Source organism: Lysinibacillus sp. fls2-241-R2A-57, from assembly GCF_030209535.1.
Classification (GTDB): domain Bacteria; phylum Bacillota; class Bacilli; order Bacillales_A; family Planococcaceae; genus Lysinibacillus.
In genome coordinates, this window is sequence record NZ_JARVRU010000036.1 from 43843 (window position 1) to 60598 (window position 16756).

At 36.8% G+C, this 16756-nt stretch carries 16 protein-coding genes and 1 riboswitch; of the genes, 2 read left to right on the plus strand and 14 right to left on the minus strand.

Annotation, left to right across the window (positions count from 1 at the left end; genetic code table 11):
- Window positions 1–393: 393 nt before the first annotated feature.
- The 5 genes from QRN68_RS07500 to QRN68_RS07520 form a co-directional block, all read right to left on the minus strand.
- Entirely contained in the window at window positions 394–2016 is a 1623-nt protein-coding gene (locus tag QRN68_RS07500; protein WP_285396145.1) for an S-layer homology domain-containing protein, read from the minus strand.
- Between the two features lie 82 nt (window positions 2017–2098).
- Entirely contained in the window at window positions 2099–3265 is a 1167-nt protein-coding gene (locus QRN68_RS07505) for an endonuclease Q family protein (RefSeq protein ID WP_285396170.1), read from the minus strand.
- Between the two features lie 72 nt (window positions 3266–3337).
- A complete protein-coding gene (locus tag QRN68_RS07510) occupies window positions 3338–3508 on the minus strand; it encodes a hypothetical protein (RefSeq protein WP_285396173.1) in 171 nt (56 codons plus the stop codon).
- Window positions 3509–3774: 266 nt separating this feature from the next.
- Window positions 3775–4569, minus strand: a complete 795-nt coding sequence (locus QRN68_RS07515) for a heme ABC transporter ATP-binding protein (protein ID WP_285396146.1) — start codon at window positions 4567–4569, stop codon at window positions 3775–3777.
- 5 nt (window positions 4570–4574) lie between these two features.
- Entirely contained in the window at window positions 4575–5621 is a 1047-nt protein-coding gene (locus QRN68_RS07520) for a FecCD family ABC transporter permease (RefSeq protein ID WP_285396148.1), read from the minus strand.
- A gap of 149 nt (window positions 5622–5770) precedes the next feature.
- Window positions 5771–5960: riboswitch (cobalamin riboswitch) on the minus strand.
- A 174-nt stretch (window positions 5961–6134) separates the two neighbouring features.
- Here QRN68_RS07520 and QRN68_RS07525 point away from each other — a divergent pair.
- Both QRN68_RS07525 and QRN68_RS07530 read left to right on the plus strand, forming a co-directional pair.
- Window positions 6135–6731 carry a biotin transporter BioY gene (locus QRN68_RS07525; RefSeq protein ID WP_285396149.1) on the plus strand — a complete coding sequence of 199 codons (597 nt, stop codon included), beginning with the start codon at window positions 6135–6137 and terminating at the stop codon, window positions 6729–6731.
- 117 nt (window positions 6732–6848) lie between these two features.
- On the plus strand, window positions 6849–7436 hold the full coding sequence (locus QRN68_RS07530; protein WP_285396151.1) for a YdhK family protein: 588 nt from the start codon (window positions 6849–6851) through the stop codon (window positions 7434–7436).
- A 28-nt stretch (window positions 7437–7464) separates the two neighbouring features.
- On the opposite strand, the gene QRN68_RS07535 is transcribed toward QRN68_RS07530, so the two are convergent.
- From QRN68_RS07535 to QRN68_RS07575, 9 genes are all read right to left on the minus strand, one after another.
- On the minus strand, window positions 7465–8175 hold the full coding sequence (locus QRN68_RS07535) for a response regulator transcription factor (RefSeq protein ID WP_285396152.1): 711 nt from the start codon (window positions 8173–8175) through the stop codon (window positions 7465–7467).
- 6 nt (window positions 8176–8181) lie between these two features.
- Window positions 8182–9546, minus strand: a complete 1365-nt coding sequence (locus QRN68_RS07540; protein WP_285396153.1) for a sensor histidine kinase — start codon at window positions 9544–9546, stop codon at window positions 8182–8184.
- A gap of 338 nt (window positions 9547–9884) precedes the next feature.
- Complete coding sequence (locus QRN68_RS07545; protein ID WP_285396154.1) at window positions 9885–10421, minus strand: NADPH-dependent FMN reductase; 537 nt, start codon at window positions 10419–10421, stop codon at window positions 9885–9887.
- A gap of 63 nt (window positions 10422–10484) precedes the next feature.
- A complete protein-coding gene (locus QRN68_RS07550) occupies window positions 10485–11102 on the minus strand; it encodes a nitroreductase family protein (protein WP_285396155.1) in 618 nt (205 codons plus the stop codon).
- A 109-nt stretch (window positions 11103–11211) separates the two neighbouring features.
- The gene (locus tag QRN68_RS07555) at window positions 11212–12195 is read right to left on the minus strand and encodes a ring-cleaving dioxygenase (RefSeq protein ID WP_285396156.1); all 984 of its coding nucleotides are present in this window, start codon (window positions 12193–12195) and stop codon (window positions 11212–11214) included.
- A 51-nt stretch (window positions 12196–12246) separates the two neighbouring features.
- On the minus strand, window positions 12247–12681 hold the full coding sequence (locus QRN68_RS07560) for a MarR family winged helix-turn-helix transcriptional regulator (RefSeq protein WP_285396157.1): 435 nt from the start codon (window positions 12679–12681) through the stop codon (window positions 12247–12249).
- Window positions 12682–12720: 39 nt separating this feature from the next.
- The gene (locus QRN68_RS07565) at window positions 12721–13056 is read right to left on the minus strand and encodes a hypothetical protein (RefSeq protein ID WP_285396158.1); all 336 of its coding nucleotides are present in this window, start codon (window positions 13054–13056) and stop codon (window positions 12721–12723) included.
- 6 nt (window positions 13057–13062) lie between these two features.
- Window positions 13063–15285, minus strand: a complete 2223-nt coding sequence (locus QRN68_RS07570) for a YcdB/YcdC domain-containing protein (RefSeq protein ID WP_285396159.1) — start codon at window positions 15283–15285, stop codon at window positions 13063–13065.
- A gap of 113 nt (window positions 15286–15398) precedes the next feature.
- The gene (locus QRN68_RS07575) at window positions 15399–16571 is read right to left on the minus strand and encodes a glycosyl hydrolase family 18 protein (RefSeq protein ID WP_481817440.1); all 1173 of its coding nucleotides are present in this window, start codon (window positions 16569–16571) and stop codon (window positions 15399–15401) included.
- Window positions 16572–16756 lie beyond the last annotated feature (185 nt).

Below are 16756 nucleotides of genomic sequence, written 5' to 3' on the forward strand. Positions count from 1 at the left end.
TGCTGTTCGATTTCTCTTTTTCTATGTTTGACCAAGTCATTCTATTTTCTTTTCCCTATTTCTCTGTTAATGGCAGTATATTTCCGGAGATATACTGCCTTGAGAACTTTTGATTGTTTATCGACTAACTTTTTTAATTTATCGACTAACTTTTTCGATTTATCACCCAACTTTTTTAATTTATCACCCAACTTTCGAAAAATATCGACATCTACCTCCATGAAACACTAAATTTGACATCAAAAAAGCGCGAGAAATCAACGTTTCTAAATTGATTTCTCGCACTTCCAGTTTTGTCCCAGCCACTTGTTATTTTCAAGGCGTTTTTTGCCTGTTCTTTGAATCATTTGACTTCATTATTTACAACCTCTACCTTGCATTATTTCACTATCTTTATTTTTTTAATAAACTATTGAAATTTACAAATATTTTTGCTGCATGGCTACGTTTTGTCGGAGCCTCTGGTGAAAATTTCCCTTCACTACCTATAACAATGCCTTGTTCATACAACATAGTTATTGCACGTTTTGTTTCTTCATTGTAAGAGGCAATATCAGAAAATGGTGCTTTTCCTTTCACAGCATAAGGTTGCTTTAGCTGATGTTCATAGGCACGATTAATCATTAATGCTAATTGAGCACGAGTAACTGGCTGTCCTGGGTTAAACTTCTCACCTGTTCCCTTCACTAGCCCATATGCATACGCTGCTGCAATTTCTGACTGAGTTCCAACGTCATAGCTTGCGATGTCTGTAAATGGTGCATGTTCCTTCGTCGTTAAACCTAGGCTTCTAACAAGCATACTAGCTGCCTGTGCCCGAGTTACATTTTGCTCAGGTCTAAACGTACCATCTGCGTAGCCGTTCATAATACCTTCTTCTGCTGCCTTCAGGATATATTCCTTCGCCCAATGATTGTCTATATCAGTAAAGCTTACATTTTTCCCTGTCGTAAAAGTAACTGTTGGACTTTGTACACTTTCATTGCCTGCTGCATCAACTGCTTTAACAGCTACCGTGTATGCTGTGTTCTCTATTAAATGATCCAAAGTTATAGCCGTTGTATCAGCCTTTTGCGTAAATGATAGCTTACCATTTACATATATATTGTATTTAGTGACACCTACATTATCCTTCGCTTTCTGCCAGCTTAGTTTTGCAGTTGTACTTTCTTTCACATTTACTTGGATAGCCTTTGAAACATCCCATAACGTACTTGCTTTAATCGCTGGTAAAAATGCCTCGTTCGCTACTGCTAAATAGCCTGCTTCACTTAAATGAATATTTTCTGGGTTTGGTAAATAGCTTGGAACATCTTTTGCTACAATATCGTATGTCGGTACAAAGATAGCACCCGCATTTTCAACAGTTGTTTTGATCGTCGTATTCATAACTGTTAATAACATTTTAAACTGTTTCTGTAAATCCTCACTATAGTACGGGAAAGAATTATAGTATCCCATAACATAAATTTGAGCGTTCGGATTTAGTTTCTTTATTTCTTCTAAAATAGCGGCAATATTTTTAATTGCTCCTTGCGATGCCTTTAACATCGCTGCTGCATTTATACCAGTTGTCTGAGACTCTTTTAAAATAGGTATTAAATCATTGGCACCTGCTGTCAAAGTAATAATTTCAGCCTCTTTAATAGAGGGACGAAGTTTTACCTTGTCATTTTTATACCCGAATCCTGTCACAGGCTTTTCCACATCATTTTGTATATCTTCCAGTACATTTTTTGTTGTATAGCCTGAATACGCAAATCCCTTATTATAAGAAGTGATGAAACCATCTTGCTGTAAAGCTTGTGCAACAAAATCTGCGTAACCTAAACCGATCATGCCAACCTCATTCATACCATGAGCCAAAGAATCGCCAAGTGCAACGTAATCTGCCTGAGCTACCCAACTTGGCGCTATGTAATCTCTCTGCTCCGCAGCGTTTGCCCCTACTGGTAGCGCTAATTGCAACGCCAGTACACCAGCCGCTAAAAATCGAAATTTCTTTGATAATTGCATACACTCACTCCCCCATCTTTTGCTAATTACTATTTTAATATATGGAGGATGAAAATGGGTTAAATAAGAGAAATTGTTTTTTCTATTCAAGCTGTATCTTCCCATAAATGCCACCACCACCAGCTTCAATTGCCAATTGTCCTGTTCTTGCTAAATCGATCATCTTAGCAATCTTATGTGGTACAATTTGTTCAAGCTGTTCTAGTGAGACTCGATGCAAGATGTTCATCTCTGTACCAAATGCTTGTAGCAATCTTTCCATCATTTTCGGTCCTAAACCTGGAATAAAATCTAGTGGTACTTGGTGAATATACGGTGGTCGAACACGTTTATCCGTCAGCTGCTCTGATAGCTCCATAATACGTAAAGAAACTCCCTTAATAATTTGGATACTTTCACAGTTAGTACAGATTGTTGCCATATTGCTAAGCTGTTCACCACATTTTGCACAGACAGTCTGATGATATTTGCCCAGCAAAGGATTTAAGCCATAATTGGCTGTTACAGCGCGCCCTTGCTGTTCATGTAGCGCCATTTGTAGCTCTGTAAAATTGGCATCAGATAGTCTTAATTTTTGATACTCACGTGCAATTTTCCCAAGCGAATGTGCATCAGAATTGCTGACAAATGTGTATGCTTGAAGCTCTCTGATGTTACTCACCATAGCGGTATCAGAACTTAAACCTAGCTCAATCGCATCTATAAGTTGCGGGTCAAATACTTCTGTTAAACTACGATGCACACCTTTACCAAACAAACTTTTAAACGGTGTAAAAACATGCGCAGGAATAAACAGCCCTCCTAACTCACGAACCTTTTGCTGCAATGTTCGACCATCACAATAGATACGCTGTGAGCTTAAATGAATATTTTTCATATGATAAGACATCCAATTTGAAAATTCCCTCATAAGTAAAAGTGTTGGAAAATAGGCAAGTACGTGGATTGGTCCAAGGCAATGACAATCATAAATCTCAATTTCAGTGCCTGGGATAAGGGTTGTGTCTTTATAACGAAGCCCTCCCTGTTCTAGCTCCTTCAGTTCACCCCGTTCAATCATTTCTGACATTTCATCCATAACCTCTGGTGAATGGCAATCAATAATTCCAATAATATCTAGTCCCTTTCTTGCACTAGAAGTCTCGAGAATTTTTGTTAACGTTAACGATTTACTGCCAGTAATTTTGACAGCGCGTCCACTTAAAGTACGTCCAATATGAATATGTAAATCTGCATATAAATTTTGCATCATTGTAAACACCTCTATTATTTTCAATGAAATAAAAAAACCTCACATTGCTGCAAGGCGTTTCACTCTTAATTATGATGGATGATTGCTGTGAGTACTATTATTTGATTCATAAGCACCTGAGCCCTGTGATGGCATTGTCGAAGAATCATACGCCACTATTGTCACGCCAATTGTCTTCTCTAGCTCATTAATTTTTTCAAGCTGTTGCTGATCTAATTGTGCAAACTTTATCTCTTCCACTTTCATCAATTCCTTTCACGTATACAATTCCCCAAAAAGGATATAAGTATACACGAAGAAAATGAAGCTCTTTCTTCTATTAACAGTTGTCCTATCCATAAATAGCAGGTGTATCTGTTATTGTTGAAAAACAAAATGGTCAAGAAGATCTTTGTAAATTTTGTGGCGCTTTAAATAAGGGTGATTTCCGTCCCAGGCTATTCGTAAAAAAGCGCCCAGCCGGAACGGAGATCAACCCCTCCTTTTGCCGAAGAACCATACTTTATTTATGTAGTTTTTAAAGCTTTCTTCGTAAATTGCTCAGAGACATACGTTAAATAAGGCTTCCCTGTAAGTGGATGTATTTGAATATCAGCATAAACACCAAATACATCCTGTAATAATTGTGGCGTAAGTACTTCTTCTGGTGTTCCAAAACAAACAATTCGACCTTGCTGTAAAACATAAATTTGATCGCAATACATAGCTGCAATGTTTAAATCATGTATGGCAGCAACAACTGTTAAATGTAGGGTTTGAATTAGATCCATTAGCTGCAATTGATGCTGAATATCTAGATGATTTGTTGGCTCATCTAAAATAAGCATCTGTGCTTGCTGAGCGAGAGCACGGGCAACCATCACACGCTTTTTTTCTCCCCCCGAAAGAGAGCTAAAGCTACGTTTCTCTAAATGAGCAATCCCTGTTTGATCAAGTGCACTTTTTACAATTTGAAAATCTTGTTGTTGATCAAGCTCGAATAGTTTTTTATGGGGTGTTCTCCCCATACTTACTAAATCATGTACGGTAAAGTCGAATAAGACCGGTGTTTCTTGGCTCACAACTGCTAAATTTTTCGCAATACTTTTACTCGATTGCTTTAAAATATCCTGTTCATTTAATAAGACTGTTCCACTTTCTGGTTTTAATAAACGATACATATTCTTTAGTAGCGTTGACTTCCCACTACCATTAGGACCAATCAGCCCAACGAATTGCTTTTCCTTTATTTGAACACTTACTTCATGTAATATGCGTTCATCAGAAATGGAGAAAGATACTTGTTTCGCTTCTAATGTCATAATTTTCAATCCCCTTCACCGAAAGAATAATTGTTACGACGTAGCAGCCAAATGAAAAATGGCCCACCACAAAAAGCCGTGATAATTCCAATTGGCATTTCTTCAGGAGCAATTAAAATTCGGGCAAGTGCATCTGCCCAAACTAAGAAAATCCCCCCTAATAAAGCACTAATCGGTATGACATATTTATGGTTTGAACCTACAATTAGCCGTACAATATGTGGAATGATTAAGCCAACAAATCCGATTGAACCACTGACTGCGACAAGAACACCCGTTAATAATGAAACTAATAAGATAAGTTGAACTCGAAACTGTTGTAAATTAACCCCTAAAGTGACAGCTGCTTCATCTCCAAGAAGTAATAAATTTAAACTTCGATAGTGGAGCCATAACAAGGCAAACACCACAATAAAAATAACTGTAGGAATTAAAACATTACTCCACTTTGCACCAGCTAAGCTTCCTAGCATCCAAAACATGACTGCCTTCATTCCGCCCTCTTGCTTCGACATCATTAATATAAAATTTGAAATAGCAGATAAAATAAACGACACCGCCATCCCTGAAAGTAAAAGTCGAAAGACAGAAACTCTACCGCCAACACGCGCTAAGAAGAAAACTAACGCCATCGCTGTGAGAGAACCGATAAATGCAGATACGGAAAGAGCATAAACACCAAGAAATGAAAAAGCACCTAAAATGATGACAGCTGTAGCACCAACCGTTGCACCAGAAGAAATCCCTAAAATATATGGTTCAGCAATTGAATTACGAACAAGTGCCTGAATAGCTGCTCCTGCAATTGCCAATCCTGCTCCAACGATAGCAGCGAGCAATACACGTGGAGCTCGGATTTGCCAAATGATAATTTCCTGTGAGCGACTCCAATCTTGTTCTATTCCATTTTGTATAAGTGGGATTTTTGAAAGGATGACCTTCCATACATATTGTGGCGTAACAGAAACCGATCCAACCATTATAGCAATTGTCATTGAAATGAGTAGAACTAGAAGAAGAGTCATTGAGAGTAGTATAAATTTTTTATTCATCTGTTTATTAACTCCTAATCAAAAATAATAGGTACGAAGCAATAAAAAAGGGTATTCCATGCTAAATACGCATAGAAATACCCGAGATTAAACAAAGTAAGAAAGATTTCCTTCTATTGTCCGTAATCGCTTTCATCCTCGTGGGCATTACAGGTATTCGCTAATTGGCAGGTCTCCTGGCTTCGAATCAATGTACTATGATTGCCTTCCCATTCTAGAACAGTGGCTAAATCATCATAGAACTCCTCGTTACAGTTGCGGGACAGCGTCGGATTTGCACCAACTTCCCTTTTAAGTGACACATTTACAAGATGTCACACCATTAGCATCATATATATTTTAAAATTATGACGATTCTATCATATATTTTAATAGTTCGTCTATTACTAGAATTATTCATCCAAATAAGAAGGATAATTATTTTTGTGTTAACTGAATAAAATAATCAAGTTGACACAAAAACTTTATTTTCTTACACTATTATTATCAACATTACTTATTAGGGGTGAAATAATGACAACAGTAGCGGAACACTCGCATCACAAATTAAGAACAGTAGATATTGCTTATATTGGACTATTTTCAACATTGATGATGATTGGCGCTAATATTACTTCCTTTGTACCTTTTATGGTTGTTGGTGGCGTACCAATTACGCTGCAAACATTTTTTGCTATATTAGCAGGACTGATTCTTGGTAGTAGAAAAGGTGCACTCGCTTGTACTGTTTATATGTGCATCGGTTTAGCAGGCGCACCTGTATTTGCACGTTTCAGTGGTGGCTTTGGACAAATCTTAAGTCCTACATTCGGTTTTATTGTCACTTTTATATTAGCTGCATATGTTGCAGGGCTTATTGTAGAGCGCAGCGGAACGAAAAAAAGCTATGTAATTGCTGCTTTAATTGCAACTGCCATTAATTATTTACTTGGAACGAATTGGATGTATTTCGCCTATAAGCTATGGGCTAGTGCTCCAGATGCTTTTTCTTATAAGATGGCATGGCTTTGGATGATGCCTCCATTACCAAAGGATATTATTTTAGCTATATTTGCCGGTATTTTTGCCTACCGCCTACAAAAAGTATTGAAAATAATTCCTGTTAAATAACAGAAACCCTTCTTTAGTTTGATGCTAAAGAGGGTTTTTTTTCTTGTAAGACTGCTATCCACAATTTCTGCACATTTATTTGCTACATTAAGGGCAAATAAGGAGGAGGAAATTAACATGATATTAAAAAGACAATGGCTTATTGGCATACTGACAGCATTAGCTTTACTAACATTATCAGCTTGCTCTGCCAGTTCAACTAAGCCGGAAACCAATTCAAAAAATAACACCGAAACTGAGCAGAGCACTGAGATGGATCATTCTATGATGAACCATTCAAGCTCTAGTGAAGTACCAACAACTTTGAAAAATGCTGAAAAACCAAAGTTTCCTGTTGGAAGCACCGCCATTATTACGGATGGTCATATGGCAGGTATGAAAGGCGCAGAAGCAACGATTGTTGGGGCTTATGATACGACAGCCTACATTGTCTCCTATGAGCCAACTACAGGTGGAAATCGCGTAGATAATCATAAGTGGGTTATTCATGAGGAATTGATAGATTCAGGTGAAGCTCCATTGGCTCCTGGTACAGAAATCAAAACGAATGCATCTCATATGGAAGGCATGGAAAATGCGACTGTCCATATAGATGAGGCACTACAAACAACCGTTTATATGATTGATTATACGTCTACAACTACAGGTGAAGCAGTGAAAAACCATAAATGGGTTACGGAAGAAGAGCTAGCAACAAAAAAATAAAAATTCAACCTCTGCGGGAATTCTTCCGTCAGAGGTTGTTATTTCTAGCTTCTAAAGGCTTTCGATCAGCTGACTTATGCCATTTATAGCCGATTCCCCAAACTGTTTGTAAGTACTCATCAGCTGGAAAACCACTTTTTCGTAATTTTTCTCGTAAATTACGGACATGTGAATCAATAGTTCGATCTTCAATTGATACGTTATAACCCCAGACTGTATTAATGAGATGTTCTCTTGAGAAAACTTTATTTTGATAATCAAGAAATAACGCTAACATTGCAAATTCTTTCGGCGTTAAAGGAATAGCCTCTTGTTGAAAATATAATTCAAAGGATTCTTTATTTAAACGTAGCCCTTCAAAGAAAATAACTTTTTCTTCGACTTTCGTTCTTCTTAATACAGCATTTATACGAGCTAGTAATTCTTCTTCATCGAAAGGCTTTAAAATATAGTCGTCTGCCCCAATATTTAACCCTTTTATGATATCAGCCTGCTCCCCTTTTGCTGTTAGCATAATCACTGGTATATCCGAAAACTTCCTTATTTCCTGACAAGCTTGCCAGCCATCCATCTCTGGCATCATAATATCTAACAGCACTAAGTCTATATGATTTTCCTCTAAATACACTAGAGCATTTCTAATCGATGTCATTGCTATACAATGAAACGTAGGCTCTAAGTAAAGAGATAGTAAATCTAGCATCCTTGATTCATCGTCAATTAGTAATAATGTTTTCATTCGTTCCTACTCCTTAAACAGTAATTCAAAAGTAGTCCCTTTGTTTTCCTCACTAAAAACGGTTACTTCTCCTCCTTGTGCATGTACAAGCTCTTTGACAATAGCGAGGCCTAATCCTGAACCTCCATGCGCACGTGTACGAGATTTTTCTACCCTATAAAAGCGTTCAAAAATATAAGGTAAATCCTTCTTCGGAATCCCTTTCCCAGTATCTTTTATAATAATTTTTAACAAGTTACTGTGTCTTTTCACAATTACGGAAGTCGAATCTCCTGAGGAACAATACGTTAATGCGTTATTTAAAAGATTTAAAATAATTTGCTCAAGTCTTGCCGAATCAGCCATTAATGTTAATCCCTCTTCACATTGAACAAAAAAATCTATTTGTTTTTCCTGAAAAGCAGGGCTCAGCTTGGCTTCAATATTAACCAAAAACTCATCCAAATGAAGATATTCCTTGTCAATAACAAAAGAATTTTCATCCATTTTTGCTAAATCAAATAAGTCTTTTATTAAACGAGAAAGTCGATTTGTTTCTTCTATAATAATGCTTAAATATTTTTGGCGATCTTGCTCCGTCAAATCACGTTTATAAAGTATGTCTGTATACCCTTTTATAAACGTTAATGGTGTTCTAAGCTCATGGGCAATACTTGATAAAAATTCCTTTCTCTCTTCTCTTAAATGTTGTAAATCATCTGATAAAAGCTGTATTGCATTAGAAAGATCGCTTAATTCATCTTTACCATTAGTAGAAAGGGCCACCGTAAAATCCCCTTTACTCATTTTCAAAGTAGCTTCTTTCATTTGAACTAATGGATAGGCGAGCTTTCTAGACAGAACAATAATGACTGCAATGGTCACCAATCCTGAAATAATACCAACAATTAGAAAATGCTTATTTAAGCGTTCCATTAATGCATGGATAGAATCTGTATTTTGAAACATAAAAACATATCCAATTGTCGTTTGCTGTTTTTGGATAGGACTAATTGTTGCAATATATTTCTTCTCCTGCCAATTATCCTGCAATACCTTTCCATTATAAGGAATGTTATCCTCAAGCTTCTTTATATAAGCTCTTATTTCAGGGTGTAGCTGTGAAGCAACTAATAGTTTTCCAGCCTTATCTGTAATAACAACATCCGTATTTTCTTTTGATTCCATTAATACTACGTGAGCTAATGTTTCCTTATCGAAATTTTGCTCTAATATTGTTCGATGTGAATTTCCCCTTGCCTGCAAGCTCTTTAATTCCTCTTCAACTCTAGAATTGGTCAAAGACGCATGTAAGAAAAGCATCATAAATGTTTCAATACAAAATAATGTGCTAAAAAAGATTATTCCAAGCTTAAGTGAAAGTTTTTTCATCCTCTAACCACCAATATAGGATTTCATAAAAGTATAACGTTAATATATGAAGATTTCATGCAGAAATAAATCTTATAAAGCGAGAGGTTGATTTCCGTTCCGGCTGAAGCTACTTGACGCTCACTCACAGGAAAACGGGTAGCCTAGAACGGTAATCACCCTCATGTAAAGCGGCTCAACATTCACACATTTTTTTATCAATACTAAGAGGTTGGGACATAAGTATATTTCTGAAGCAAAATTACAATATTTCACATCAGAAAAGCGCAAGAAATCAACGTTTCTACAATTGATTTCTCGCGCTTTTTAAGGTTTTGACCAGTTATGTCCTAGCCTCTTTATTTTTTCATCCAGTTTAAGAAGTTATCAATAACTACATCAAGGAATTTAACAGTACTCTCATCTGTTAAATTGCCTTCTTCATCAAATTTAGTGTGCACAGCTCCAATATAAACGTCATTACCACTAAGTAATGGTGAATTAACACCAGGTGAGAATAAAATATCTCGTAAATGTAATTGTGCTTTAACCGTACCTAAGTTACCCATTGATGCCCCCATCATGAACGATGGCTTGCCAATCATTACTTTGTCCACACGAGATAACCAATCAATAGCGTTAACCATAACACCTGGCACAGTACCATTATATTCTGGTGTTACCCAAAGAACTGCATCTGCCGCTTTAACTTTTGCTTTAAAATCAAGTACTGTTTGTGGTGCTTCATTTTCGATATCTTGGTTATACATTGGTAGATCTTTTAAGCTTACTATTTCAAGATCAAATTTCTCTGTATAACGTTTTTGAATAAATTTTGCTAATTGCATATTATAAGACTCTTTGCGGATACTACCTACGATTGCTACTACTTTCATAAATGCTTCCTCCTAAACATACATTAACTTTATTATTTATAAACAATTCTATTTTATACTACCCTAATAATAGGTAGCAAATTCCTCAACCGGTTTACGATAACCTCGTAAGCGGCGACTGCTTTCTTTTTCCTTACCTATTGTCATCATTAGTGCTATTTCATGTGTTTCTGGCACATTAAAAAGAGCTCTCATTTGTTGCTGATCAAAGCCGATCATTGGGCATGTATCCCATCCACGATTTTTGGCTGCTAGCATAAATAGCATAGCTGAAAGTGAAGCGTTACGAATCGCTTCTTCCTTCATGAATTCCTTGCCACGTTCTTCATAAAATTTTGTATTTTCATCAACAAGATTATCTAACTCACAAGCAGTAATAATGCCTAAGTCTACCATCCCTTGACTAAGGTTAGCTGTATTTTTATAGGCTTCCTTATCCCCTAAGACAAGGATGACCCCTGAAGCTGAATGCACTTTATATTGCCCATTAGCTGCTTCTCTTATTTTTTCTTTCATTTCTTCATCCAAGACAATGATGTAATTCGTATGCTGTAAATTAAAGGCTGACGGAGCAAGCTTTACATCCTCCAAAATGGGGCGTATATCTTCTTCTGTCATTTTGATGCCCTCTATAAAATTATTTGCAGAACGGCGCTTATCTATTAGCTTTGAAAATTCCACCTATCTAACCCTCTTTCTTAAAAAAAGTCAAAATCATGTAGCTGTTAAGAGTATGTAATTGCCATTCATCAGTGTATCGTGTTTCACTGCAAACATGGCAAAAAAAGTATTACTCATTTTCTTTATCGAACGTAATCGTACTTCTTACAGTGTCAATAGGGCGAACAAGCTCTTCGATTTGTGCACGCTTTGGCTCTAAAAATGGTGGCAACGATAATTTTTCACCTAAAGTTTCATAAGGCTCATCTCCCATAAACCCTGGGCCATCAGTTGCTAGCTCGAATAAAATTTGTGGTGCTACTCGTGCATAAAGTGATTCAAAGAAATGACGATTTACATAACCAGAAGTATGGAAGCCAAAGCCTTCAAATCGTTCAGTCCATTCATCTAATACAGCCCGATTCTCTACACGGAACGCTGCATGATGTACTGTACCGAAGCCTTGACGGGCTACTGGTAAAACTGTGTTAAATTCTACAACCATTTGTGCACCATTTCCGCCTTCACCAACCTCAAATAGATGGAAATCCCCTTCCTCCGCAATTTCTGTAAAGAGCATCACTTTCTCTAGCACCTCTTTGAAATGTTTAAAGTTAGCCACTCTAACAAAAACCGGGCCTAATCCTGTAATCGCATATTCAAGTGGTATCGGTCCATCCTGCCATGGCGTACCTGATGCAATACCTGTATTATTTTCATCAGAGATAAGTTGATATTGCTGATCATCAAAATCAACGAAAGATAAAGTTTTCTTGCCAAACTGCTCTTTAATACCTGTATGTTTAACATTTAATCGATTAAAGCGTTTTATCCAATAGTCCAATGCTACATCTGTTGGAACTCGGAATGATGTTTTTGATATTTCATTTGTTCCATGTATACCTTTTTGAATGTTCGGGAAGTCAAAGAAAGTCATATCTGTACCAGCACTTCCTTTATCATCTGCAAAGAATAAATGATATGTTTGGATATCATCCTGATTAACCGTTTTTTTCACTAATCGCATTCCTAACACATAAGTAAAAAATTTATAATTCTCTTCCGCACTACTTGTAATAGCAGTAACGTGGTGAATTCCTTTTAAATGATTCATTCTATATTCCCTCCTATTTATCTCGAATTCGAGATATTTACGTAAAAATTTTTATTTTTTTATTGCATTCAAGCCAACCTTTTTCAAAGACAGAATCATTGTCTCCATCTCCTGTTGATCTAATACTGCAAAAATATCGTTAATTTTTTGTTCATGCTTTGGAAATATCTCTTCCATTAAAGTCTTTCCTTCAGATGTTAATAAAACATATGTGACACGACGATCATTCGGGCAAGCATGTCGATACACGAAGCCTTTTTGTTCGAGCTTATCAATAACATATGTAATACTACTGCTTGCTATTAATATTCTCTTTCCAATCATTTGAATTGGTTGCTCACCATGGTGGTACAAAAACTCAAGTACCGAAAATTCGGTTTGATTTAAATCATATTGAAGTAAATCTTTCTTTGTTGCATCCTGAATCGATTGATACGCCCGGAACAAGACCGTAAAAGCTTTTAAATTACGATTGTCTTCCTTCATCCGACTCCCTCATCTCATTTACTTCGAATTAAATTATCTTTAATTCGAGATAATGATATCATATAGACTTCTTAACAGCAATCTTTTTGTTTTGCTGTAATCTCCTAAAGTACAATGTTGCTCATTTATTCGTGCCTCTGCAAAGACGATAACACTTAGCAAAATTAAAAGAGCCAGCAAACTAATTATTGTGTTAACTGGCCGTTGTTCAGTTGAAGCATCGGCAGGGACATTTTGTACTTTTTCCTTATTACACCCATAAAGTATTACGATCATTAACAAAACGGCTAACAATAATTTTATTCTCATCTTCCCACCAAAATCGCCTACAAACGAAAAAGAGTATCCCCAACTATTAGGAGATACCCTTTTCATGTTCGATTACCAGTAATTGCGATTGCTGTTATTTTCATTAACAGCTTTTGCTACACGAACTGTTGAGACAGCTAAATCTGCATATGTCACTTTCTCAGTAGCGTTAAATTTATTTTGCTGTGCATCCATTAGTCCCATTGCGCTTACTAAAGCAACATAGCCTGCATGCGCTGAATCAATTGTGCCTGCATCAGTGAAGTTTAATTTGTAAATGTCACTATGTTTTGCTGCTTTTTCCAAATCTAGTACACGTACTAACCATTGTGCCAGCTCTTGACGAGTCAATGTTGCATCAACTTCAAATTTATCAGCCGGTTGTAAAATACCCATTCTTACAGCTTGTTCAACAGTTCCATATAATGGATGCTTTTTATCAATATTGTTGAAGGATTGCTTATCGTTGTTCCCACCATAAGGACCAAAATCAGAATATCCATATGATAATGATTTAACTAAAATTTTCAAAGCTTCTCCCTTTGTTACAGCTGCATCAGCATTAAAGTTAGCTGGGTCTTTAACATCTAACACATTTTGACGATATAAATAAGTTAACTCTTCCCCAGCTGTTGGATGTGAAATAGCTGGTTTTTCTTTAGAATCATCCGCTTTCAGTAGCCATTCGCCAGTTGTTGCATCAATATTATTGAATAGGATTCCATTATAAACTGGAGAGTATACTAAATTATAGTGGTTATTACCCTCTCCATCCTGTTTTGAATACTGCAGATTTAGTTTTAGCCCATCACTGAACATTGCTTTTGCTTTATCAGCAGAAATAGCCTTATTTACAGACGGCCAATTATCAATCTTTTGATTATTAACATGTAAACCACTTAACTTCCCATCTGCACTGATACCAACAGAAATTTCATCCCCCATTACAGCAATGCCATTAACAATACGTGGGAACGAGAAGTAATATTGCTTACTATACTTATCATATGTTGGATCTTCAAGTGGTTTTGAATAGTTATGAATATATGACGGAGCCAACTCTTTTAAGTAGCCTATTGCCTTTGCTAACGCAGCATCTTTTGAGATTGGCTCTACTTTATCATTCGCCTCCAAGGATTCATCACCTATATCCCAGAAGTTTATAATCTCACCTGTTGCTTTGTTCACTTCAATTGTTGTTCCTGAGCCATGATTTCCATAATCATACATGTAATGTACTGAATAAATTGACTCGCCATTTTCATTTTCTCTTTCATCAATCGATTCAATTCGCACTTTTACTTTGTCTGAATCAACTTTTAAGAGAGACTTTACTAACTCTTCAACTTCAGCTAATGTCATATTTTTCTTTCTTGGCTCAAGTGGTTGTGCTGAAAGTTTTTCCAGACCTTTTGTCTTTGGTACCTGTGAAGTGAAACCATTCATTGTTTGCCACTGCCCATTTAATGCATTTACACCCATGAAGTTAGTCGGCATGTATACAAGCTTAGCAATTGCTTCACCTGATTGGTGGTTATAGTCAACTAAATAACGTAACTCTACTGACAAGTTTTCACGAATCTGTGCAAGTACATCTGTCTCATTCTTTTTCTGTTCTAAGCTGTCAAATGTCGCTTTACTAGTTGACTCAGTATTACGATACATACCCACAACTTCACCATTTGCTAGAACTTCAATATACATACTCTCATCACTAAATGGCACACCATTATGAGTTGGCGAATATGAGAATGAATACGAAATTGGTTCTGATATCGGTCTACTGAAACCAAAATCATCATTCACTACATCTTCACGAAGCTTGTAATTGGCAGTATTAGGCATTTTCTTTAGGAAGTCGTCGGCAACTTTTTTTGCGTCAGCCTTTGAATATTTAGCAGGATAAATTGCATCCGCTACATTGGCAGGTTGATAGTGGAAGTTTTCTAATTCTAAAGCGTCGCCTTTAAAAGTAAAACCACCGTAAACGTCTTTGCCATCGACTTTCTTATGGAAGCCTAATTCATAACGTACCGTTTTATCATCATTATAGTAATGCCCTTGTCCCATATCGAAATCATTCTCTGTTACAAAATTGAATTTACCTGGAAATAATGTATTCAGTTGCTTAATAAGCATACTTTTTGTGACTTTAGTTTCTGTTGAATCTACTTGAATTGCAATTCTTTCTGGAGATTCCTTTACATTTGCAGAAGCCTGTGCCATTGGTGAAAGTACACCGACAGAAAATGCAGTAGATGTTAGGATGATACCTAACTTTTTAAAGTTTACCAAAAAATCCCTCCTAGAATACTATTTGCCATAATTATAATATACATTACCAAAAATGGAAATGATATTTTCGAATTATTCCTTCTTAGAGCCATTTTTATTGCTCCTAACGATCCTTATTTCTTCACTACATCGAAATTGGACCCGATTAATAACCAATTTTGCGGGAATGGTAGACCTAACTTCCAATAGCCTATTCCTCGAAGTTTATACTGTTTGATTAAATCGAACTTTGCCTGAATGGATCTTGCATCCTCAAACCACACTACATGCGCTCTCCCTTGTTCATCATAGTATTCAAAGAAAGGTGCTTGAGACCTCAAATCATACTGAATGGCTGCATTGTATTTCTTAGCAAGCTCGATAGCTGCTTGTGGACTAACTGCTTTTGCATATGGTCCCCCTTGTACAAAAGGCAGTGTCCAGTCATAGCCATATAAATTTTGTCCAAGTAAAATTTTGTCCCGAGGTATCTCACTTACTGCATATTTTACAACTGCCTCTACCTCTGGAAGTGGCGACACTGCCATAGGAGGCCCTGCAGAATACCCCCATTCATACGTCATTAACATAACAAAATCCACTATTTCTCCATGGGCTTTATAATCATGGGCCTCAGTCCACGGGCCTCTCTCACTTGCACTTGTTTTTGGAGCTAGCGCTGTCGATACTGTATACCCCTGTGGATGGAATCGATTCACGGCTCTCCTTAAAAAATTGTTATACGCTTGTCGTTGATCGCCCGGCAAATGCTCAAAATCGAAATGAATATCTCTAACGTTTCCTAACCTCTTTGCCTCTTCAAGAATATTATCAAAGAGCAAATCCTGTACTGCTGTACTTTGAAAAATATCTCTTGCTAAATCACCACTAAAAGTAAAATCCTCCAAATTCGAGACAACCATCGCTAGAGAAGCTCCTGTATCTTTAGCAATTTGCGGCACACCTTGACTCGGCGGTCTCTTAAGCGTTCCATCTCGTCTCGCCTCATAGCTAAATAAAGCAAGATAAGTTAAAAAAGGACCCGCTTCTCTTGCCTGACTCAATAATGGTTCACTAACAGATGTCCCTCTCGGCTCTAAATATGCCAATGTTTCAGCTCTTGTTTTTGGTTGAGGTGGAATATAAAGTCGCATACCAATCGATAAAGGTTGACTCGGACTAATATTGTTCACCTGAGCAAGTGTTAAATAATTAATGCCAAAGCGTTGACCGATTGAATATAGACTATCTCCTGACTGTACATAATAAAAACTTCCGACAATTGGAATCACAAGAGCTTGCCCTATAACTAATCGATTTGGTTCAGGAATTTGATTGGCATCTACAATACTTTGAACTGTTGTCCCATAAGCCTGCGCAATCCCCCAGACGGACTCCCCTGCCCGTACAACATGTATTTGAATGGCAGTACCTCCTTCCTTCTAGCTTGATAAAATCACACCTATAAAGCCTATGAATTAGGAAAGGAAAA

Excerpts from the sequence above, each read along its gene's own strand:
- QRN68_RS07500 (WP_285396145.1), bottom strand. The coding sequence starts at position 2,016 with ATGCAATTATCAAAGAAATTTCGATTTTTAGCGGCTGGTGTACTGGCG.
- QRN68_RS07505 (WP_285396170.1), bottom strand. The coding sequence starts at position 3,265 with ATGCAAAATTTATATGCAGATTTACATATTCATATTGGACGTACTTTA.
- QRN68_RS07515 (WP_285396146.1), bottom strand. The coding sequence starts at position 4,569 with ATGACATTAGAAGCGAAACAAGTATCTTTCTCCATTTCTGATGAACGC.
- QRN68_RS07520 (WP_285396148.1), bottom strand. The coding sequence starts at position 5,621 with ATGAATAAAAAATTTATACTACTCTCAATGACTCTTCTTCTAGTTCTA.
- QRN68_RS07525 (WP_285396149.1), top strand. The coding sequence starts at position 6,135 with ATGACAACAGTAGCGGAACACTCGCATCACAAATTAAGAACAGTAGAT.
- QRN68_RS07530 (WP_285396151.1), top strand. The coding sequence starts at position 6,849 with ATGATATTAAAAAGACAATGGCTTATTGGCATACTGACAGCATTAGCT.
- QRN68_RS07535 (WP_285396152.1), bottom strand. The coding sequence starts at position 8,175 with ATGAAAACATTATTACTAATTGACGATGAATCAAGGATGCTAGATTTA.
- QRN68_RS07540 (WP_285396153.1), bottom strand. The coding sequence starts at position 9,546 with ATGAAAAAACTTTCACTTAAGCTTGGAATAATCTTTTTTAGCACATTA.
- QRN68_RS07545 (WP_285396154.1), bottom strand. The coding sequence starts at position 10,421 with ATGAAAGTAGTAGCAATCGTAGGTAGTATCCGCAAAGAGTCTTATAAT.
- QRN68_RS07555 (WP_285396156.1), bottom strand. The coding sequence starts at position 12,195 with ATGAATCATTTAAAAGGAATTCACCACGTTACTGCTATTACAAGTAGT.
- QRN68_RS07560 (WP_285396157.1), bottom strand. The coding sequence starts at position 12,681 with ATGAAGGAAGACAATCGTAATTTAAAAGCTTTTACGGTCTTGTTCCGG.
- QRN68_RS07565 (WP_285396158.1), bottom strand. The coding sequence starts at position 13,056 with ATGAAAAGGGTATCTCCTAATAGTTGGGGATACTCTTTTTCGTTTGTA.